18 protein-coding genes, 1 tRNA gene and 1 pseudogene are annotated in these 22,432 nt (G+C 41.1%); 8 read left to right on the top strand and 12 right to left on the bottom strand.

Annotation, left to right across the window (positions count from 1 at the left end; all coding sequences use genetic code 11):
* Window positions 1-34 precede the first annotated feature (34 nt).
* The 4 genes from infB to NO991_RS12870 form a co-directional block, all read right to left on the bottom strand.
* A complete protein-coding gene (gene infB / locus NO991_RS12885; RefSeq protein ID WP_054553175.1) occupies window positions 35-2,692 on the bottom strand; it encodes a translation initiation factor IF-2 in 2,658 nt (885 codons plus the stop codon).
* Window positions 2,693-2,717: 25 nt separating this feature from the next.
* On the bottom strand, window positions 2,718-4,217 hold the full coding sequence (nusA, locus tag NO991_RS12880; protein WP_054553176.1) for a transcription termination factor NusA: 1,500 nt from the start codon (window positions 4,215-4,217) through the stop codon (window positions 2,718-2,720).
* A 38-nt stretch (window positions 4,218-4,255) separates the two neighbouring features.
* Complete coding sequence (gene rimP / locus NO991_RS12875; protein ID WP_054553177.1) at window positions 4,256-4,711, bottom strand: ribosome maturation factor RimP; 456 nt, start codon at window positions 4,709-4,711, stop codon at window positions 4,256-4,258.
* A 289-nt stretch (window positions 4,712-5,000) separates the two neighbouring features.
* Window positions 5,001-5,077, bottom strand: a tRNA-Met gene (locus NO991_RS12870).
* Between the two features lie 243 nt (window positions 5,078-5,320).
* Here NO991_RS12870 and NO991_RS12865 point away from each other — a divergent pair.
* Window positions 5,321-5,785 (top strand): globin, encoded by a 465-nt coding sequence (locus NO991_RS12865; RefSeq protein ID WP_138598988.1) that lies wholly within the window; start codon window positions 5,321-5,323, stop codon window positions 5,783-5,785.
* Here NO991_RS12865 and NO991_RS12860 read toward each other — a convergent pair.
* Window positions 5,776-6,567, bottom strand: coding sequence for a DUF4124 domain-containing protein (locus NO991_RS12860; protein ID WP_199529210.1), 792 nt, complete (start codon window positions 6,565-6,567; stop codon window positions 5,776-5,778). The two genes, NO991_RS12865 and NO991_RS12860, sit on opposite strands and share 10 nt — an antisense overlap.
* 105 nt (window positions 6,568-6,672) lie before the next feature.
* Between NO991_RS12860 and NO991_RS12855 the strand changes: the two genes are divergently transcribed.
* From NO991_RS12855 to NO991_RS12840, 4 genes are all read left to right on the top strand, one after another.
* Complete coding sequence (locus NO991_RS12855) at window positions 6,673-8,223, top strand: cryptochrome/photolyase family protein (protein WP_138598990.1); 1,551 nt, start codon at window positions 6,673-6,675, stop codon at window positions 8,221-8,223.
* 117 nt (window positions 8,224-8,340) lie between these two features.
* Window positions 8,341-9,354, top strand: a complete 1,014-nt coding sequence (locus NO991_RS12850; protein WP_371352099.1) for a phospholipase — start codon at window positions 8,341-8,343, stop codon at window positions 9,352-9,354.
* 17 nt (window positions 9,355-9,371) lie between these two features.
* Window positions 9,372-10,538: a peptidyl-prolyl cis-trans isomerase gene (locus tag NO991_RS12845; RefSeq protein WP_371352097.1), complete on the top strand. Its 1,167-nt coding sequence runs from the start codon at window positions 9,372-9,374 to the stop codon at window positions 10,536-10,538.
* Window positions 10,535-11,059, top strand: a complete 525-nt coding sequence (locus NO991_RS12840) for a hypothetical protein (protein ID WP_054553182.1) — start codon at window positions 10,535-10,537, stop codon at window positions 11,057-11,059. Before NO991_RS12845 ends, NO991_RS12840 begins: the two co-directional genes overlap by 4 nt.
* A gap of 39 nt (window positions 11,060-11,098) precedes the next feature.
* Here the strand turns inward: NO991_RS12840 and NO991_RS12835 are convergent, their stop codons facing one another.
* Window positions 11,099-11,548 carry an Hsp20 family protein gene (locus NO991_RS12835; RefSeq protein ID WP_054553183.1) on the bottom strand — a complete coding sequence of 150 codons (450 nt, stop codon included), beginning with the start codon at window positions 11,546-11,548 and terminating at the stop codon, window positions 11,099-11,101.
* Between the two features lie 328 nt (window positions 11,549-11,876).
* Here NO991_RS12835 and NO991_RS12830 point away from each other — a divergent pair, with 328 nt between their 5' ends.
* The 3 genes from NO991_RS12830 (at window position 11,877) to NO991_RS12820 (ending at window position 14,663) form a co-directional block, all read left to right on the top strand.
* A complete protein-coding gene (locus tag NO991_RS12830) occupies window positions 11,877-12,335 on the top strand; it encodes a TlpA disulfide reductase family protein (protein ID WP_248527758.1) in 459 nt (152 codons plus the stop codon).
* A 111-nt stretch (window positions 12,336-12,446) separates the two neighbouring features.
* Window positions 12,447-12,710: a GrxA family glutaredoxin gene (locus NO991_RS12825; protein WP_371352096.1), complete on the top strand. Its 264-nt coding sequence runs from the start codon at window positions 12,447-12,449 to the stop codon at window positions 12,708-12,710.
* A 147-nt stretch (window positions 12,711-12,857) separates the two neighbouring features.
* Window positions 12,858-14,663 (top strand): DEAD/DEAH box helicase, encoded by a 1,806-nt coding sequence (locus NO991_RS12820; RefSeq protein WP_138619858.1) that lies wholly within the window; start codon window positions 12,858-12,860, stop codon window positions 14,661-14,663.
* A gap of 132 nt (window positions 14,664-14,795) precedes the next feature.
* On the opposite strand, the gene NO991_RS12815 is transcribed toward NO991_RS12820, so the two are convergent.
* The 6 genes and pseudogenes from NO991_RS12815 to NO991_RS12790 form a co-directional block, all read right to left on the bottom strand.
* A complete protein-coding gene (locus NO991_RS12815) occupies window positions 14,796-16,355 on the bottom strand; it encodes an AbgT family transporter (RefSeq protein ID WP_054562105.1) in 1,560 nt (519 codons plus the stop codon).
* A gap of 148 nt (window positions 16,356-16,503) precedes the next feature.
* A complete protein-coding gene (locus NO991_RS12810) occupies window positions 16,504-16,782 on the bottom strand; it encodes a YfcL family protein (RefSeq protein ID WP_054553188.1) in 279 nt (92 codons plus the stop codon).
* A 2-nt stretch (window positions 16,783-16,784) separates the two neighbouring features.
* Window positions 16,785-17,927, bottom strand: a complete 1,143-nt coding sequence (locus tag NO991_RS12805) for an ATP-NAD kinase family protein (RefSeq protein ID WP_371352095.1) — start codon at window positions 17,925-17,927, stop codon at window positions 16,785-16,787.
* Complete coding sequence (locus NO991_RS12800) at window positions 17,917-18,486, bottom strand: elongation factor P hydroxylase (protein WP_058586361.1); 570 nt, start codon at window positions 18,484-18,486, stop codon at window positions 17,917-17,919. The genes NO991_RS12805 and NO991_RS12800 overlap by 11 nt, the downstream gene beginning before the upstream one ends.
* Window positions 18,487-18,576: 90 nt before the next feature.
* Window positions 18,577-20,183: pseudogene (locus NO991_RS12795) on the bottom strand (HD-GYP domain-containing protein); the annotation flags it as partial.
* Between the two features lie 927 nt (window positions 20,184-21,110).
* Window positions 21,111-22,274, bottom strand: coding sequence for a GGDEF domain-containing protein (locus NO991_RS12790; protein WP_371352094.1), 1,164 nt, complete (start codon window positions 22,272-22,274; stop codon window positions 21,111-21,113).
* Window positions 22,275-22,432: the final 158 nt, after the last annotated feature.

The following is a 22,432-nucleotide window of genomic DNA, read 5'->3' as shown; positions in this document are numbered from 1 at the left end:
TAGGCCCCCATTTAAAGCAATAACTTAAACGAAATTAAAGTGAACGTTGTACTTCAACCGTCTCGAATACCTCGATTTGGTCGCCAACTTTAACATCGTTGTAGTTCTTAACGCCGATACCACATTCCATACCGTTACGTACTTCTTGAACGTCATCTTTAAAGCGACGTAGTGACTCAAGTTCACCTTCATAGATAACCACGTTATCACGAAGTACACGGATAGGCGCGCTACGCTTAACGATACCTTCAGTAACCATACAGCCTGCGATTGCACCAATCTTCGGTGACTTGAACACGTCACGAACTTCAGCAAGACCAATGATCTCTTGCTTGAATTCTGGTGCAAGCATACCTGACATCGCTTGTTTAACTTCTTCAATCAGGCTGTAGATTACGCTGTAGTAACGTAAGTCTAGGTTTTCTGACTCAATTACTTTACGAGCTGATGCATCAGCACGTACGTTAAAGCCAACAACGATTGCGTTTGACGCCGCTGCAAGCGTTGCATCAGTTTCAGTGATACCACCTACACCTGAACCAACAATCTTCACTTTAACTTCATCAGTAGAAAGCTTAGTTAATGAATCAGCGATTGCTTCAATTGAACCTTGTACGTCAGCTTTAAGAACGATGTTAACTTCTGATACATCGCCTTCAGCCATGTTCGTAAACATGTTTTCAAGCTTCGCTTTTTGTTGACGAGCAAGCTTCACTTCACGGAACTTACCTTGACGGTAAAGTGCTACTTCACGTGCTTTACGCTCATCTTTAACTACTGTTGCTTCATCACCAGCAGCAGGGATACCTGATAGACCTAAAATCTCAACTGGGATAGACGGACCCGCAGACTTGATATCTTTACCGTTCTCATCTTTCATCGCACGTACACGGCCATATTCAAGACCACATAGTACGATATCACCTTGGTTAAGCGTACCAGACTGAACTAGGATTGACGCAACTGGACCACGGCCTTTATCAAGACGTGATTCAATTACAACACCTGCAGCCATACCTTCAGCTGGTGCAGTTAGCTCTAGGATTTCAGCTTGCATTAGTACTGCTTCAAGTAGGTCATCAATACCTAAACCTGTTTTTGCTGAGATATGAACGAATTGCGTGTCACCACCCCACTCTTCTGGGATAACGTCTAATTGTGCTAGTTCGTTCTTAACGCGATCTGGGTCGATGCCTTCTTTATCCATCTTGTTTACTGCGATGATTAAAGGAACGCCTGCAGCACGGGCGTGCTGAACCGCTTCTTTAGTTTGTGGCATTACACCATCATCCGCAGCAACGACTAGGATTACGATATCCGTTGCTTTAGCACCACGAGCACGCATTGATGTAAACGCGGCGTGGCCCGGAGTATCTAAGAACGTGATCATGTGACCATTTGTTTCAACGTGGTATGCACCAATGTGCTGTGTAATACCACCTGCCTCACCTGAAGCAACTTTTGCTGAACGAATGTAGTCAAGTGTTGACGTTTTACCGTGGTCAACGTGACCCATTACCGTTACAACCGGCGCACGAGGAATTGCTTTACCTTCTTCGCTACGATCGCTTAGTACTTTCTCTTCTAATTCGTTTTCTTTAACGATAATAACCTTGTGACCCATTTCTTCAGCTACAAGTTGTGCTGTTTCTTGGTCGATCACTTGGTTGATGGTAACCATGTCACCCATCTTCATCATCGTTTTAACAACTTCAGCACCTTTAACAGCCATACGTGATGCAAGCTCAGCAACAGTGATTGTTTCACTGATACGAACTTCGTTTTTCACGTCTGCTGTTGGTTTTTGGAAACCATGTTGTAAAGACGTTGGTGCTTTCAGCTTACCTTTCTTGCCTTTAGGACCTGTAGGCTGTTTCTCTTTTTGAGGTCCTTTTTTCTTTTTCTTACGACGAGCGCTTTGCTCTTCACGTGCATCAGATTCATCTTCTGCTTCACGTGCGTAAGTAGAAGTCGTAAGGTGGTGATCAGCGTTTTCTTCACGCTGCTTACGCTCTTCTTCTTCCTTTTTCCAGCGAGCTTCATTTTCTTCAGCTAGCTTTCTTGCCTCTTCTGCTTGACGTTTCGCTTCTTCTTCAGCTTTTCTCAATGCGGCCTCTTCTGCTTCTTTTTGCAGACGCTCAGCTTCGGCGCGATCTTGTTCAGACTTAGCACTTTGCTCTGGGGTCATCTGCTTCTGTTTCGCTTTACGCTCAGCTTCAGCTTTACGTTTAGCCTCTTCTTTGGCTTTACGCTCAGCTTCTTCTTTCGCTTTGCGCTCTGCCTCTTGTTTCGCTTTAAGCTCTTCAGCTTCTTGCTGGGCTTTAAGCTCTGCTGCTTTACGTGCAGCTTCTTCTGCAGCTAAACGCTCTTCTTCTTGCTGTTGCTCAATGGCGCTTTTCTTAACGTAAGTACGTGTTTTACGTACTTCAACTTGCACAGACTTCGCTTTACCTGTAGAGCCAGTTACGCTTAGCGTACTTTTGCTTTTACGTTGCAAAGTCATGCGAGCTGGGCCTTCTGAGCCCGTGCCGCCGTGCTGCTTGCTCAAGTGATCTAATAACGTCGACTTTTCAGACTCAGTTACCATATCACCTGCTTTTTTAGAAATACCGGCTTGTTCTAGCTGCTGTAGTAATTTATCAACAGTTGTACCAATATCTCCGGCTAGTTTTTCAACATTTACTTCTGCCATAGTGTGTAATACCTCCGTTAATAAATTACTCGTCTGCGAACCAACAAATGTTACGCGCAGCCATAATTAGCTTGCCAGCTTCTTCTTCTGAAAGTTCAGTGATGTCTACTAACTCATCAATGCCTTGCTCAGCTAAGTCTTCAAGTGTTACTACACCTTTACTTGCCATAACAAATGCAAGGTGACGCTCTAAACCTTCAAGTGCTAGTAGGTCTTCTGCAGGTTCTGCACCTTCTAAGCTTTCTTCAGTTTTAAGCGCTTTCGTTGTTAATGCGTCTTTTGCACGTGAACGTAAGATATCAACTGTTTCTTCATCTAAACCGTCAATTTCTAAGAATTCTGATGCTGGTACGTAAGCCACTTCTTCAAGTGTCGAGAAACCTTCGTTGATAAGTAATGTTGCAAACTCATCATCGATATCTAGGTACTCAGTGAATAAGTTGATTAGCTTATCTGATTCAGCTTCGTTCTTCGCACGCATGTCATCAACGGTCATTACGTTTAATTCCCAACCAGTTAACTGGCTAGCAAGACGAACGTTTTGACCATTACGACCGATTGCTTGTGCTAGGTTATCGGCTTCAACAGCGATATCCATTGAGTGTGTATCTTCGTCCATTACGATTGACGCAACTTCTGCTGGCGCCATTGCATTGATAACGAATTGCGCTGGGTTGTCATCGTAAAGAACGATATCAACACGCTCACCACCAAGCTCAGTTGAAACTGCTTGTACACGTGCACCACGCATACCAACACACGCACCTACTGGGTCGATACGTTTGTCGTTAGATTTTACCGCGATTTTTGCACGAGAGCCTGGATCACGTGCAGCTGCACGTAGTTCAATCATCTCTTCGCCAATCTCTGGCACCTCAATGCGGAAAAGTTCCATTAGCATTTCTGGCTTAGAACGCGTTACAAATAACTGCGCGCCACGAGCTTCAGGCTTAACTTCATAAAGAAGACCACGGATACGGTCACCCGGGCGGAAGTTTTCACGCGGTAACATATCATCACGGTAGATAACCGCTTCAGCATTGTTACCTAGGTCAAGTACGATAGCATCACGGGTTGCTTTTTTAACAACACCTGTTACTAATTCGCCTTGTTGATCTTTGTATTCTTCAACCACTAATGCACGCTCAGCTTCACGTACTTTTTGTACGATAACCTGCTTAGCCATTTGTGTTGTAATACGGTCAAACTTGATTGACTCAATTTGTTCTTCAACGTAATCGCCTAATTGTAGGCTTTCGTCTTCAACCTGTGCCGCTTCAAGTGTGATTTCGCTGTAAGGGTTTTCTAAAGAACCATCTTCAAGAACTTCAGCAATCTTCCAACGACGGAATGTGTCGTAATCACCTGTTTTACGATCGATTGATACGCGAACTTCAATTTCGCCATCGTGTTTTTTCTTTGTCGCAGTCGCTAATGCGAACTCTAACGCTTCAAAAATCTTTTCTTTTGGAACCGCTTTCTCATTGGAGACGGCTTCAGCAACCAATAATATTTCTTTTGCCATGGGTTATGCCTCGCTTGCCCTATTCCTTCGCACTCGAATTAAAACTTTGCGATGATGTTCGCACGTTCAATGTTACTGATCATAATCATATGCTCAGTGCCATCTGCTGAAAGTGTGATCATATCACTGCTAACTGATACTAAATCGCCTTTAAAGTTACGACGACCATCTTGCGGAAGCTTAGTACGCACGCGTACTTCTTCTCCTTGCGCCTTCTCGTAGTGATCTTGTTTGAATAATGGACGATCAACACCAGGAGACGAAACTTCCAAATCATATTCATTTGTAATTGGGTCTTCGACGTCTAAAATTGCGCTAACTTGACGACTAACGTCGGCACAATTGTCAACCGTAATCCCTGCATCGTGATCGATATAAACACGTAATGTAGAGTGGCGACCAGCTTGCACAAACTCAAGACCATGTAACTCAAAGCCTAACATTTCAACGGCCGGTGAGAGCATGGCTACTAAATCTTGCTCAAGTTTTGTCACGAAAATCCTCCATACAAACAAAAAAAGGGCATATAGCCCTGAAATACTGAGTTTAATAATGATTTAAAATCACCGCCAAGCAGATACAACAACGCCCCGAACCAAGCGGGGCGTCACACCTAAAGCATAAAACTGTGTGGCCTAGGGCCAAGCTTGGTTGCGAGTCAGTCACCTGACTAAATTAAACTAGATAGCCTAAACGCAAAACGCGCATTACCAGAATGCGCGACTTCATACAGTAAAAATTACTGTGCATACTAAGTACACTTACAATGCCTTAGCATGTATTTGGTTGCGGGAGCCGGATTTGAACCGACGACCTTCGGGTTATGAGCCCGACGAGCTACCAGGCTGCTCCATCCCGCGCCAATAGATATTAAAAGTAACTTAATATCATTTAATCGAGTGCTAAACACCTCAATTCAATGGCGGCTATTATAAGCATGTAGCGCTCAATTAGCAACCTTCCTATATGAATTAGTTAGACTATTTTTTGCCTAAAAATTTTATGACAACCTTGTCATAAAATTTCCCATAACTGAAAATTCTCGTCTATATTTAGTCATATAATAAGAATAACCTATAGCCTTGACTATTAAGCGATTTACTATGAGTCTATCTTCATTTCAAAAAAGACTGTTACTACAAGATATTGAATTGCTAAAACCCGATTTTCATCAGTTTACAAGCGCATATCATCGCAGCCTTAATGCTCGTCAGTTAACCATGACAGTGCCTGAGCAAGACAGCATAACTAAGCGTAGCTATATTCTTTACTGTGCGCTCAACAAAGTAGTAAGTCACCTTGATGACTTACAGCAAGTCACGCCGTTTATTCATTATTTAGCGAATAACCTGAGCTTTTTAAACGTAGCGTCAAAAGATATTGATATTCTTTGTGAGGCTTTTATTGAGACTCGCCTACTCTTTATCAAGACTTACAATAGCCATCAGCAACAAGCTTGGGAGCTGGCTATTCGTATTTTTTCTAATATTGTGAAAAGTTACTTATTTTCACACTCTACCGTGGTTTCTATTAAAACAAGACGCTTCGTTTATAAAGCTCACAATTGACTCAGTTCATTTCGAAGTCTATCAATTTGCCTTTGCTCAACAGAGATAAGTGTATTGAAGCGGCTTGTCAACGCACTCATTTTATCAACTAAAGCTTGATCACTATTTGCGTCAGCTAAGTTATTTGGTCTATGACTAACTTGCTTTTCTAGTAAGCTAATCTGTTGGTTTAGTTGTTCGTTATAAGTATCGATCTTATTTTCATGCTCAGCGATTTGTTGCATGATTTGTTTGCTGCGAATAAAGCTATCAACCTCATCGTTATTTGATAGTTCATTGAAACTATTGTTTATTCTGTTATTTTCGGCGATTAGTCTGTCAATACTTCGCTGTTCATTGTCAATAAGAACAGCATAACGCTCAGATACAGCACTCATTTGCTTTGCAATAGCGGCTTGTTTTTTTGCACCAACTAAGTTTTGTAACTGCGCATCGGACTGATTATTTAATGCTGCAATTTCATTATTCATACGAAGCTTAAAGGTATCTATTTTATTATTATGCTCAGCTATTTCTGCTGCTATTTGTTTGGTCCTGATATAGCTATCAACTTGACCAGTCGTTTGAGAATATACTGACTCAGTACTTTTTCCTTGTACAGCATTGGATAGGAAAGGGTTTTGCTCTTTTATTGTTATTAATTTAGCATCTTCCCCACATGGCAACTGACTAAACTCAACCACACCATTTTTTTCGCACTGATACACTGATGCACTCGCCGCAGTGCTTATAAATAAACATGTAGCCCAAATAATATGAGTATTAATAGTGTTAGATTTCATTTTTTGCCTTCCATAGTTATACCTTATTTATACACTAACTTTATCGATCTATCTCCTAGTTTGTTTCGTAGTTAATTCAATTATGATCCACTAAGGTTTTTAGAAGTGCAATATGCCACCCTGAGATTTATCTTTGGCGATCAACTTAATGCAAGTCATAGCTGGTTTAAAAATAAATCACAACCAGACACACTGTACGTGATTGCCGAATTGAAACAAGAAACAGACTATGTAAAGCATCATTTGCAAAAAGTGACCGCTTTTTTTGCTGCAATGGAAAACTTTGCTACAGCACTCAAAAATGCCAACTTGAACTGCCTGCATTTAACACTTGATAATACAGAAGATGATGCCACGCTACCTGAATTGCTCACCCGCTTAGCGAAGCAGTATCAATGCCAAAATATTGAGTATCAATATCCAGACGAATACCGCCTTAAAAAGCAACTTGCAGATTTTTCACAGCAGAGCGAATTTAATGTCAATGCAGTTGATTCGGAACACTTCTTGTTACCTTTTAACGATATTGACCAGCACTTTAAGCCAAATAAACCGGTAAAAATGGAGTTTTTTTATCGTGCTATGCGCAAACGTTTTAATATTTTAATGGACGATGATAACCAACCTCGTGGAGGCAAATGGAATTTTGATCAGCAAAATAGAAACAAGTTAAAACCAAGCGATCTTAAAGAAATTCCCGAACCTTTGTGCTTCGGTCACGATGTTAGCCACATCCTTAAACGGATAGAAAAGCACAAAATAAATACCTTTGGTGAGTGCAGCGATACCTTAATTTGGCCAACCACGCGCGCTGAAGCAAAGCAGTTACTTGATTTTTTTTGCGACCATTTACTGGTGCATTTTGGTCAGTTTCAAGATGCCATGACATGCCAGTCCCAGTACCAATGGTCTTTGTATCACAGCCGTTTATCGTTTGCTCTTAATACGAAAATGCTGCACCCGATGCAGGTCATCGAACAAGTGTTAACTAGCTTTGATAAGCAACCTATTGATATTGCTCAAGTTGAAGGTTTTATTCGGCAAATTCTCGGTTGGCGCGAGTATGTACGTGGTATTTATTGGCAAAATATGCCTGATTACGCCAGCAAAAATGCCTTAAATGCAAAGCGTGCCCTACCCGACTATTTTTGGCACGGCAAAACAAACATGAATTGTATGCACCATGCCATTACACAAAGCCTGCAAACGGCTTATGCACACCACATACAACGTTTGATGATCACGGGTAACTTTTGCTTATTAACCGCTATTAAGCCTAGTGAAGTAGATGAATGGTATTTAGGTATTTATATCGATGCCATAGAATGGGTAGAAATGCCCAACACTCGGGGAATGAGCCAATTTGCTGACGGGGGATTAATTGCCACTAAACCTTATGCTGCCAGTGGAAATTACATCAACAAAATGAGTGATTATTGCAAACACTGTAGCTACAACATTAAAGAAAAAACCACTGAGGATGCTTGCCCATTCAACAGCCTATATTGGCATTTTATGTTAGAACATGAACAGCAGCTATCACAAAACCCTCGTATCGGTATGATTTATAACAACTGGTATAAGCAAGATGAATCTGTTCAGCAAGCCACTCTTAAACGTGCTAATTGGTGTTTGGATAATTTAGAAAAACTGTAATGACAAAGTACCATGTTGGGTAAACTTGTTAATTAAATGTTTAATTATTTTGTCACTCTAGTGTAATCACGCTCTTTTTTAATAGCGCTGCATATTAAATAACACTTTGAGGACACAATGAAAAAAACACTTATTAGCGCAGCGTTTTTAGTTGCATGCAGCAGTAACGTACATGCGTTTAGTCAAGAAACCCACAAACGTATCGTGATTGATGCCGTTAACTACATGCAACAACACCCAAGCACAACACAATACGCTGCGTTAGTCAGCTATGCTCAGCAAAATAATATGACTGTCACTCAGCTTGGCGAGCTACTTGGGCAAGCAGCCTATGACGTCGATGATTTTGAGGACACGTTTTTTTGTGGTGCTATTACAGGTTCTTGCGTACAAGCACCAGTTTGGGGTGCTGCAGAAAGTATTGTGAAATACACCAGTTATTGGCACTTTCAAAATCACACCCAAGGTGCTGATCAACATGGCAACGACTTTGGCGGCTACAACTATCAAAAACTAACAGTATGGGGAGCTGTTGATAATCTTGCCGCAACGTGGCTCAAAGGTGATTACCTTGATGATGGTAAAGGTGGTGAAACAGGCTGGTTCAATGCTGACTCTTCAAAATATAATAGCTATGGCGTTACTGAAGCCCATTACCGTATAGATAGCCAATCAAGTTACAGCATGTATGATGACTTTGAGGAAATGCCATTCCAACCTATCGATAACTTAGGGCAATACTGGTATCAAAGTTACTTACAAAGCGGTAATCCACAGATTTTAGGTTTTGTATTTCACACCACCGATTTACTCCAACCTCATCATACTTGGACAACCTCCGATCTAAATCACTCAAGCTGGGAAAGTTGGGTGAATGACTACTACGACCAAGAAAACCTCAACGATCCAGCACTCGTTTCACAAGCCATGGCAACCTTTGCTGCATTAGATACACAATCAACTGATGTACGCCCTTTGTTAACTCAAGGCGGTGCATTTTCGTATGCACAAGGTGGGATCGTGTTAAATTCAAAAGATCATTACGACCGACTCGATACTGCAAAACAAGTGGTTCCCCATGCGATTGCAATGGTGGTTCACCTACTTAATCATGCCATGGTTGCTCGATAATGCGTGGGCTTTACATTTTGACAGCACTGCTAGGTTTGCTTTTTAGCAACCTAGCAGTTGCTGCGTTTAATCAATACACAGAATCTGAAATTGATCTCATGTGGCAGGTCTACAAAGAACAAAGCCCAGATATTAGCAAACAGCAAACACGTGAACGCCTTTACGAAAATCAATTTTTACTTAAGTACGCACAGAAAAACATGCCTGAGCTTGTAGAGCGCCAAGCGAGTGTAGGCTTTTCAACTCATTACCATGTAATACGCTACTTAGATAATCTGTTTATTCATCAGTTAAATCTCACCGGTAAACCAGCTACAACTGGGCTTGAACCATTTGATAAACACTGGCTGAAAACCAACTTAGGGCTATATCCTCTGGATGGTCAGTACAGTGATGCCCAAATCAAACAGTTCAATGATATTAAACTCGATTTGTTTGAAAACCCAATGACGCTGTACGAATTTATTGCATCTCTTTCTATGCAGACTCGCTTTCGTTTGCATCAAGGAGATAGCGAACTGTTCAAAACCGAAGTTTTAAAACATCGACAATTTCTTTTGCATTTAAAGCAAGCTGATGCGGTCATACAAACACAGCAAATTTCGCTACCCCATCTTTATTCTATAGCCAAGGGCGATATCCTAAGGCCTTCGATTCAAAGCTGGTTAGGGGTAAAAGGTATTATGCATGTAGAGAGCCCTGTGTTAACTCGCTTAGAGAACAAGGTTACTGACGCTGAAATCCAGCAATATTACCAACAACACAAAGAAAGATTTCATTATCTAAAATCGGTTAAGGCCCATGGCGGCGAATTTACCGATAGAGAAGCGGCTTTAGCATTTAAAAAGCAAGCTGAAACAAGCTCAATACAACACGCACTAAAGCAATTAAATCAGCCCGATATTTACGCTCAATATAATAACTACTTAACCCGAGAGCATAAACGAAATTGGGCAGTACAATTAGCATTCACTCAAAAGCCTCAACAGTTAAGTGAGGTAATACGCTCACCGAATGGTTTATGGGTGGTAGTAATGAGCTATGATCATGCGTTTGGCTACTTTGACGCAAATGACGAAACAGTACGCTATCAAGCCAAAAAGGCCATCGCGGTTGAAAAAGCCATAATTAACTACCAACAGAGTTGGTTGGCGTGGCAAAAAGCGCATGGGATTAAGTTATGAAATGGCTAGCTTTAGCACTTTGTGTGCTTTTTAGTGCTGCGGTTATTATGCATGTGCAATCAAAACATATTGCTTTAGTGCCTGCTGAAAAAGCACTGCTGCCCGTTGAGGTTGAGAAAAAAGATGTTCGTAATCAACAAGCAATGACCAGTATGCACGTAAAGCCAACTTTAATTGTCAGTGAAACAATCGATGAGGCCGTTACAAATGCGGCAATCACAACTCCCGATTACTTTCCACCCATTGCAAAACAACCCCAGCAGACGAAGCGGTTTACAGGTGATCTTAATGACCATAAAGCGTATGAGGCATACCATCAAACACAACAAACTGAATTAGAACTTCGCTTTATTGATGCCGCAGAAAGTAAAATTGCTACTCTCGAATCCCTTTTAGAACGTGGTAAGCAAGCGGGATTGTCAGAAGATAAGCTTAATGAAGCCGAAGATAAAATTGCGGCTTTAAAGACGATGCAAGCGGAATTAGTTGCTAAACATAACGAAAAAAGCCGCCTCAAATGAGGCGGCAAAACTAACTAGGGGAAACAATGCTATTGGTAATTACTTGTTTTCGAGTAATTTACCGTTACCGATTTCAATTTTACGTGGTTTTAAAGCTTCTGGAATTTCACGCTCTAAATCGATACTTAGTAAGCCGTTTTCAAGGTCTGCACCAAGTACTTTAACGTGGTCACCTAATTGGAACTTACGTTCAAAGTTACGCTCTGCAATGCCTTGGTGAATGAACTTACGTTCAGCATTATCATCTTGTTTATCAGCTTTAGTACCGCTGACTTTCAATGTGTTGTTTTCTGACTCGATGGTCAATTCACTGTCACTAAAACCTGCTACAGCCATAGTGATACGATATTTGTCTTTATCGAGTGCCTCGATGTTGTACGGAGGAAAACTTGGCTGCTTGTCTGTGCGAGCTGCCGCATCCATTAATGATGCTAAATGATCGAAACCGATGAATGAACGATAAAGTGGTGATAAGTCTACTGTACGCATAATTATATCCTCATATTTAAGCGATATTCTGTTAGTACTCTTCTATTGAACCAGTGCTAACAAAGTTAAATTAATACTATATATTTCAATTACTTTAGTTTGTTTGGGACCCATCAGGCGTCCTCACTAAACTATTTATGGGCGGGTAAAATCTTTTCAAGATTTTTAGCAAAAAAAATTGTAATTTTTTAAATTAAATGAAAGTTAAGTGCTCTCAAACTGGTCTGAATAGGTTGATTTTAAAGGGCTAACCACGTACAAAATAACAATGAAAAAAAATCCAACTTTTTTAAAAAAATTTATCCGTGTGCTAAAAAGTGTCGTTTTAATGGCAGTCGTTGTGTATGCCGTGACCGCATTTCAGCAACGTAATTTACTCTCAACTGATAAAACCCCTGCCCCCTATTTTAATTTAGCAACTTTAAAAGACCCGACAGAGCGGATGACCATTGCACAATTACAAGGCAAGCAAACAGTGGTGTATTTCTTTGCGCCTTGGTGCTCAATTTGTCGTTACAGTATGCCAAATTTAGAAAAGGCTCATCAGCAAGGTAAGTTAAATGCCATAGCAATTGCCCTCGATTACCAAAACATTGCTGAAGTTAAACAGTTTACTGATTCACTCGAATTAACAATGCCGGTGCTACTTGGCAGTAAAAGTACAGGTCAAGATTATAAAATCAGTGCCTACCCAACTTATTATGTTATTGATGAACAGTTGGCCATTACTGCGCATTCTATGGGTTACTCAACAGAACTAGGCCTTAGAATGCGAACTCTAGATTAGCTCAATCGCTAATAATGAGAAAAAACAGAATAGTGCAATCGATTTTATGCGCTGTTTTTATTCATTTAATCCGTTAAGATGATAACCAGATAAACCATCGAGGAGAGCGATATGTTAACTGTAATTTTTGGCCGTGAAGGCTGCCCATACTGTGTTCGTGCAAAAGACCTTGCTGAAAAACTAGCAAATGAGCGTGACGATTTTAAATACCGTTATATCGACATCATTAAAGAAGGCATCAGCAAAGCAGATTTAGAACAGTCTGCAGGCAAACCTTGCCCAACCGTACCACAGATTTTTATTGACCAAGCCCACATTGGTGGCTTCACTGAATTCGAAGCGTACGCTAAAGAAAATTTAGGGTTATATCAATAAATTGTAAACGTGGTTGATTTTGGTAAATTTAAACTGATTAAATTATGACCAACATCAACCACATACAAATTAGTTGTAATTTATACAAGCAATTGCCTTGTATTTCCTATACAATGCGCGCCTCTTTAAATTCGTTGAGGCGTATTAATGTCAGAACCAGTCACGTTTGAATCTCTAAATCTTTCTCCTGCAATCCTTAAAGCAGTTGAAGAGTTGGGTTACAAGACTCCATCTGAAATCCAAGCTCAATGTATACCGTTATTGCTAGAAAGAAAGGACGTACTGGGACTAGCGCAAACGGGTACAGGTAAAACAGCAGCATTTGCACTGCCGTTACTAAATAATATTGACCCGTCTGTGAAGCAGCCACAGATCCTTGTTTTAACGCCTACGCGTGAACTTGCGATCCAAGTAGCTGAGGCATTCGAACAATATGCTAAGCATACTCGTGGTGTTGAAGTTTTAGCCCTTTATGGTGGCCAAAGCTATAGCATCCAACTAAGTGCACTTCGTCGTGGCGCGCAAATCATTGTTGCAACGCCAGGTCGCTTAATTGACCACATTAACCGTGGCACAATCAAGTTTGAGAGCTTACAAGCCCTTGTTCTTGATGAAGCAGACGAAATGTTACGCATGGGCTTCATTGATGATGTAGAAAGCATCATGGAGAAAACGCCACGTGAAAAGCAAACATGTCTTTTCTCTGCGACCATGCCTAAGCAAATTCAAAATATCAGCAGCAAGTACATGAATGAGCCTGAGCAAGTTCATATTTCTGCGCGTAACTCAACTGTATCAACGGTTGAGCAAGTATTTTGGAATGCACACGTACACAAAAACAAAGCTATCGTTCGCTTCTTAGAAGCAGAACAATACGATGGTGCAATTGTTTTCGTACGTACACGTAACGACACGGTACAGTTAGCTGAATTACTTGAGCGCGAAGGTTTCTCTGCGGCACCACTTAATGGTGACATGAACCAACAAGCACGTGAACGTACAGTAGATCGTTTGAAAAACGGCCTAGTTGATATCGTTATTGCAACAGACGTTGCTGCACGTGGTCTTGATGTAGACCGTTTAAGCTTAGTAATTAACTACGATATTCCACAAGATTCAGAAGCCTACGTTCACCGTATTGGCCGTACTGGTCGTGCGGGTCGTCAAGGTAAAGCGATTCTTTTCGTAAAACATAACGAGCGTTATTTACTTAAAAATATCATTCGTCATACGAAATCTGATATCGCACAAGTTGATTTACCAACAGCTAAAGTTGTTGAAGAAAAGCGCATTAAAGCGCTTCAAGACAAGCTTACAATTGCGCTTGAAAACAAAGACATCACTTTCTTTAATCAAGTTGCTGCTGATATGGCAGAAAAACTTGAATTAAGTGCTGAAGACTTAGCAGGTGCATTACTTTGTTTAGCGCAGCAACAATCACCAATCAAGGTTGAAGAAGTTAAAGTTCAACCGCGTGGCGAGCGCAACGAGCGTCGTCGCAATGACCGTGGTGATCGTGGCGACCGCCAAGGACGCGAGCGTAAACCTCGTGAGCCGCGTGAGCGCAACAGCCGTAACATGGGTCCTATGGATACTTACCGTATCGAAGTAGGTCGTGAGCACGGTGTACAAGTTAAAAATATCGTTGGTGCGATTGCTAACGAAGCTGATATCTCAAGCAAGTTCATTGGTGATATTCGCTTACATGACAATCACAGTACGGTACAGTTACCACAAAACATGCCAAAAGATGTGCTTGATCACTTCCAAAAGGTATTTATCTGTAAACGTCCGATGAATATGACGCTAACGCAAGACCAAGGTCCTGCGGCTCCTCGCTCAGAGCGCCCAAGCGGTGATCGTGGTGATAAGAAGCGTAACTTCAAAGACCGTGGTGAAAAACGTGGTGGCCCTCGTAAAGAGCGTCGTCCTGTGAGCTTCACTGCGAACTAATTCAAGATTAAGCTGTAAGCAATAAAAAACCTTGTCATGAGAGTGACAAGGTTTTTTTGTGTCTGTAGTAAAGCTGTCAGCCGTCAGACTTCAGTTTTTAAAGCCTCACGCTGGATTGCTGAGGCTTTGTCATTATGAGCCAATGGCTGGGTATGCGTAGCTTGATTGAAGACCTAGTGGAATGCCTAAGCCCCAGTACGCGAGTAAGAAGATACTCCAACCGATTAAGAAGGCGATTGAGTACGGTAACATCATCGCGATTAAGGTGCCGATACCGGTGCCTTTTACATACTTTTGGCAGTACACAACAACCAGTGGGAAGTATGGCATTAGTGGCGTGATGATATTCGAGCTTGAGTCACCTACACGGTACGCAGCTTGTGTTAAATCAGGTGAAATACCCAGTTGCATCAGCATGGGTACAAAGATTGGCCCTAATAGCGCCCATTTTGCCGAGCTTGAGCCAACAAATAGGTTCACGAACGCCGTTAAGAAGATAATACCGACCACCGTGACTGAACTTGGCAGAGCCATTGCTTTTAATAATTGCGCCCCTTCAATTGCAAGTAATGCACCTAGGTTTGATTTACTAAATGCAGCAATAAATAACGCACAGAAGAACGCCATAACAATATAGTAAGCCATACCGCTCATCGCTTTGCTCATTGCATCGATCATATCTTTAGAGCTTTTGAAGGTACCCACGGCAAAACCGTAGACGGCACCAGGGATCCAAAACAGTAAGAAGATAAGTGGCACAATTGATTGCATTAACGGTGAACGGAAATTAGTTAATGAGCCATCACTGCTTCGCATTGCAGAGTCGGCTGGCGCTGAGACAAACCAAAGTAGAGCAAGGCCTGCAATCATCACTGTGCTTGCAATATAGAACGCACGTTTTTCATCACTGCGTGCTTCATCAAAGGCAGGTAGGTCTTCTGTATCACCATCAAGTGGCGTATTTTGTAAACGCGGCTCGATGATTTTATCTGTGATATACCAGCCTAATAAGATAATAAACAGGCTCGAAGCTGAGGTGAAAAACCAGTTGTTGAGCGGGTTAATCGCCATATCTGGGTTAATAATTTGCGCGGCACTTTGGGTAAAGCTTTGCAGTAACGGATCAATCCCTGATGGAATAAAGTTTGCGCTAAAGCCACCACTTACCCCAGCAAACGCTGCTGCAATACCAGCAAGCGGATGACGCCCCATCGCATAGAAGATAACTCCAGCAAGAGGGATAACTAGTACGTAACCGGCATCAGTTGCGGTATGGCTGACAATCGCTACTAAAATAATAGACGGTGTTAAAAGCTGCTTAGGCGTTACTTTTAACATTAATTTGAGGCCGGTATTGATAAAGCCAGAATGCTCAGCAACACCAACACCTAACATAGCAACCAGCACCACACCAAGCGGCGCAAAGCCAGTGAAGGTTTTCACCATCGAAGATAAGAAGGTGGCAAGGGAGTCCCCTGCTAATAGGTTATTTACAACGATGGCTTCGCCAGTACGCGGGTCGATTGCATCAAATGTAGTGCCCGAGAAAAGCCAAGATAAAAACCAAATAAGTAGCATGGCGACTAAGAATATAATCGCCGGATCAGGCAGCTTATTACCCACCCTTTCTATGGTATTTAGAAAACGTGCGATTGCACCACTTGGTGCCTGCACATCATTATTGTTATTCATTTTCAAATTCCCTGGAAAAATATCTCGTTAACCTTAACGTATCTAACTACTAAGGTAAATTTTAAGTTAATGAAATTACCTGATAAAGGTAAAGTGATAATGTAAAAAAAGCGACACAGGTCGCTTTACAGAGTTTTATTTAATTAGATTAAGCTGCAAGTGCTTTCACTTCATCCCATAGGCGCACAACAAGCTCTTTATCTTCTTCGTTTAGCTCACCGTTGCGGTAAGCTTTAACTAGGCTAGATTCAACTTGATTGTTTAACTCATCAATCGATAAGTTTAATTCTTCTACTTGTGCATAGCCTACTGCTAAGTCAAAGTGACCACGTAAATAGCCACCAGCAAATAGCTCGTCGTCAGTTGCTTTATCGACTAAATCATCAAAATATTGCTGCGCTGCATCAATATAACTTACTAAACTCATTGTTACTTCTCCTCTGGGTGCAGCCCATCTTGATGACCCACTGCATACATAATATGGTCATTGAAACCGGTGGTTACGCGAATATAACCACTTAATTCATCGTCTAACTCACTATCACCCGTATCGGCAATCAGTGGTCGGCCATTCAAGGCCTGTAATTTAGTTTTAGTGGCCACCACAATAATGTTGTCGCGGCCAATAGCACGAATAAGTGCAGGGCTTAATTGCTGATTACCTCGGCCAAAGATATGGCCTTGGCCACCAATTAAGGTGATCACCAATTTGGTTTCTTTACCTTCTGTGAGCTCAAGTAATTGCTGAGCAGTTAAATCCTGCGCAATAAGCTCTTGGTCTGCCACTAAGTCTACACCTAGCAAGGTATTTTCAAGACCCATTTCTTCCATAATTGCCGCGACTGTAGAACCACTGCCCATCACATATAAGCAGTCTTCATCCATTTCACTAACAACATAGGCAGCTATATCGGCAAGCACTAATTCATCGGTTTCTTTACCGCCATTTTTAACGGCCTGTACATAACGTACTTCACTAGGCACTTGCATGTCACCATAGCGCTTAGCTTTTACCGTGCCTTCGCGAAATGCTTCTTCGTCGATATCCATCACATCAGCATCACCAAGGCTTACAAGTTCACCTTTAACTAGCATCTCAACAACACGCCCTGCTGCTTTTGGGGTAATAGCATAAACCCCAGAATGAATTTTGCAGCCTGCAGGAATACCTAATACAGGAGTGCTATCGCCAACCGCATGGCAAATATTGCGGGCAGTACCATCGCCACCCGCAAATAAAATAAGGTCGACACCTTGCTCAACTAATAGCTTGGCAGCCTGCTCTGTGTCATCTGGGGTGGTGATATCGTTTGTGTGGTAAATAACTTGGCTTTGAAAGCCTAGTTGCTTTGCCGTTTGCTCGCCCATTTCACCGTTTACAGTGTAAATGATTAAGTCATCTTGATGGGCAAGCAGCACTTCAAGTGCCGCGCGGGTGCGTAGGTTTGCTTTTGGCTCAGCACCAAGTTGCATTGCTTTTGCTGCGGTATCTGCGCCATCACTGCCCTTTAGTGCGACACTGCCACCTAAGCCGGCAACCGGGTTTACAATTAAACCTAATTTAAACTGCATCAGATAAAGCTCCTGGGTTGCCATGAAAATCGCGCTGCCACGTAAACTGAGCAGCCGTTAGTGGCCATGGGGTTTTATAGAAATCACTCAATGCTTTAAGCAGTGCTGTCGTGCGCTGGTTAAAACCAGATGCTAAAAAGCTCAACACTTGCTGGTGAACGCGCGCTTGAAAATCGAATCGGCAGGTTTGCTCGCCATTTAAATTATCAACCGATACATTAAAATCGAAACCTGCTGCAGTACTGAGCGCCCATTCAATAGCTTGGGGCTTTACTTCAACTGCTTCAAATTCAGCTTGCTGGTGCTTATCACGACCATCTGGGCAATACCAATAGCCATAATCTTCTTTTAACCGACGTGCCTCACCAGCCACCAGCCAATGGGCAATTTCGTGTAAGGCGCTGGCATAAAAACCGTGGGCAAACACAATTTGGTGATAAGGCGTTTGCTCATCAGCAGGCAGGTAAATAGGTTCATCATCACCCTTTATCAAACGCGTGTTATGGCTTTGATAAAAGGTGCTTTCAAAAATAGCGATTAAGTCAGCAATCTGATGCATACGGCTTGAATTCATCTCGTTAAAAGCGTCACTAAAAACGAGGCGAATTGTACGGACTTTTCACTCCAAAGTAAAAGCAACCGCCCTCAGTTACAGGTATTTTGCGATATCAACATCATCGATTTGCTCTGGGTTTAAATAGCGTTTTGCATACTTTAGGTAAATACCTGATGTTAAGAATAATTTGAATACATCTTCATCAACATGCTGATCGGCTACCATCTTGGCTAAAATATCAATGGCAACACTGAGTGGCTTGGCTTTTTTATAAGGCCTATCGGCCGCGGTTAATGCTTCGAAGATATCAGCAAGTACTAACACACGTTCGGGTATTGATAACTGCTCAGCGGTTAATTTTCGCGGATAGCCTGTTCCTTTTAAAGTTTCGTGATGAGTAGAAGCATAGCGCGGAACTTTCGCTAGTTCTTTCGGGAATGGCACACTACCTAGCATACGAATTGTGCTGATCACATGCTCATTGATCTTAAATCGGTCTTCCGCTGTTAACGTGCCTCGTGCCACAGATAAGTTATACACTTCACCAAGGTTATATTTATACTCAGGAATTGCCATGTTAATGCCTAAACTTTCTGGGTACTCAACGGCTTTTTCGTGTGGAATTAAATCACTTGGCTTATCGCTCAGGAGTGACTCTTCAACAGGTAAATGCTGATTTTTCAAATCAGCCATACGCATTTCTTCAAGGGGCGATAAACCTAAACTTGCGTCAAAATGACGCTGCCACTTGATGCTAGCAACCTCATGTAAACGAGACAACTGCGCTTCATCCATAAACTCACCACCAACATTACAAGCGGCAATGAAGCTAAAGTCTGCGTGTAACTTCTCTGTTTGTTGCTCAAGCTTTTGTTTAAGCACAGATTGCTGCTCTGGATGCGCTAATAGTTGCTCATAGTAGGTAATTTTTGCATCACGTAGTAGCACTTCAAATCGGGTGCGTACCTCATGAATACGGTTATAAATGGTTTCGAGCTTAGTGCCTTTATCAACAATATGCTCTGGTGTAGTGATTTTACCGCAGTCATGTAGCCACGCTGCTAAGCGGAATTCTCGTCGCTCATCCGGGGTTTTAAAACTGAACTCAGAAAACGCCTCATCTGTTGAACCTGATGCTGCATCAGCAAGCCAAATACCCAACTCAGGCACCCGCTCACAATGCCCTGCCGTATATGGCGATTTATCATCAATGGCTTGCGCTATAAGCTCTACAAACGACTCCATCAACGCTTTTTGTGAGTTTTCATGTTGCTCAATCGAGCGACTCATATCAACCATCGAACTAGCTAAATAATGAATTTCTAAAATATGACTCGAAAGCGTTGAAACCTCATTGTAGTCACGCTGTTGAATTTTTTATTCTCACCCACTAGTTTAAGTATTGGGTTAACGATTGAAGAGGCAAAAAACCAAGAGACGGGCAGAAGCAAGAGCAAACATAACCCTGTAACTAATATTGAGATCTGAATCTTTTCTTTAATAATTGCTAGTACATCGTTTTTAGCCACAAGAACCGCAAAATAATCAATTTCATCAGATTGCATTTCACTACTGAGTGGCAGTTGCAATACAAACATATATTTCTCAACACCATCCTCATTCACACTTAGCATTTTGCCAAATTGATGTTGTCCATTAGCGAGTCCTATGGTTTGCTCATTTGTTTTGATTATCTTGGATAAGTCATCAAACGAGTGATGATGACCTTGTGTTTTACTTTTAGCGATTATTTCACCATCTCCACGATAAACGTACATTTCGGAAGAAACTAGAAACTGCATTTTTTGCTGTTGTTTAATTAAAAATGCACTCAAGCTAGAACTTGCAACATCAATAGCAAGCACTCCTCCCGTTTGTTCAGATTTTATTGTGTACGTATAACCAGGTATCTTTAGTAGATTAAAAATATACTGTTGAGTTTTGGTAACTGTGCCAACTTTTGCATCGTTAAACCATAACCGCTTTCGAGGGTCGTAATCTGGAGTTTGTTTGTATTTCCTATTTAATGATAGGTTTTCATCTAAATAATATGTAGTTTGATGACGAGACTCACCCTGCCCTAACACCTTAAAAATAAGCCATCTATCTTCAGCTCTAAGATCGTTAGGTTTTGGTAATTGAGCATGACCACGTAAATTCACAACTTCAATGAAGTCACCATTAGCATACCCTAACAATAATGAATGAAAGTCTGGGTGTTTGTTTAATACTTCTATTAGAATATTTCGCAAAGAATTATTTTCATCAAAGTTCCCTGAAAACAGTCTGTTATCGTGGATCATAACACTTAATGTATTATCTACCCGCTGATTAATTCGAGTGATGTGGTCAGCTATTTGTTGGCTGGTTGATTTGAATTGTTCGGTTTTGGTTTGAAGGACTAATTTTTCACTGAAATAATAGTGCAGACTGATCGCCACGATTCCAGTTAGCAAGCTCGCTAGTGCAAATATTAATAACACACTTACGCGTATTGAAATTTTAAATCTTCTTTCATTCTGTGAAAACAATGTGCGACTCCCTGCTAGCTCTAAATAATTATCCAGATATAAATAAATCTAATACATTTTGCTAAACTTACACATAAACCAAATAATCTAGACTCGTTAAATTTTTACTACTAACTGATTTCTACCACTACCTTTTGCTTCGTAGAGTGCAGCATCAGCTCTAGCTATCACTGATTTTTGCTGCTCCTCTCGCATTACTGTTAAACCAAAGCTAGCTCTAATTAATAATGAAAGCTCTCCAACTTCAAATGGTTCAGTATTAAGCTTGGTGATCATACTTTCGATTATTTTTGCAGCATCAGACACCGAACAAAGCGGTAAAACAATAACAAACTCTTCACCACCAAAACGATAAACATCATCGGAAGTGCGTAATGACTGAGTTAAGAAAGTAGAAAAAAGCTCAAGTATACCATCGCCAACTTCATGACCATGGTTATCATTGACCTGTTTAAAATAATCTATATCAGCCAAAATAACGCACACTTGCTTCATTTTTTGCTGCTGTTGCTTAGTTATCCGTTGATAGTCTTCATAACTATTATCAAAAGCTCTTCTATTCGGTAATTGAGTCAGTGCATCTTTAAATGCTTGGCTCTGCATTTCTTGCGCTAATTGACCTAGTTGCGTATTTCGAACAAAAAGTTCGCGGCGCATTAGGTGCTGATGGGCTGACATAATCATACCCGTTAAGTTCGCTGCAACATGTGCCAAAATAACCATATACGAGGTATGGCTATTAATTTCTTTTGTAAAAAAGATCACAGATAAAGCTATTAAGCTGTAAGCCCACCCGAAAAATGCCGACAATTTGAAAGGCAGTAACGCCGAAAAGTAAAACGTAATAAGAATAATGACGTCAAAAAACAGATGTAAAACATAGGCGCGGTCAAAAGTATAAGCCATTGATTGCATGCTGATTGATAAAAAAACCATAAACAAAGAAATTGCAAGCTTAAACTGCCTTAGAGTTTGAATGTAAGCAAGAACAACAGCACTAAAGATACAAACTGAGACAATAATGCTACGACCAGTCAAAGCAATATTTGGCCAAAAAAATGATTGGATGATCATTTTATCAAAAAAGGTTATAAAAATAGTGAGAAGCGCGATGGTGCAACACAAGAATTGGGCAATTTTTTTATCCTGTTTAAATTTGCTTTGTAAAAATATTTGCTCGACCTGCAATGAATTAAACTGGCAAGCAAAGCGCTTTATTGTCAGATCTTTGTTTAATAACTTTGCAGCAAATGCGCCCATATATACGTGCCTAATGAAATGAGTAACAGAGGAATGTTCAAATAAAGAGCTATTCCCCTATTATAGAATGATAGTTCATTAATTAAACTAGTCATTTTGTATAGAAATACCTCAAATTAGCCATTAAAAAGCAGGGATTGGTTACAAAGTATTAATAA

Source organism: Pseudoalteromonas sp. DY56-GL22, assembly GCF_041414715.1.
Taxonomy (GTDB): domain Bacteria; phylum Pseudomonadota; class Gammaproteobacteria; order Enterobacterales; family Alteromonadaceae; genus Pseudoalteromonas; species Pseudoalteromonas simplex.
This window is presented reverse-complemented; position numbering and strand designations above follow the sequence as displayed.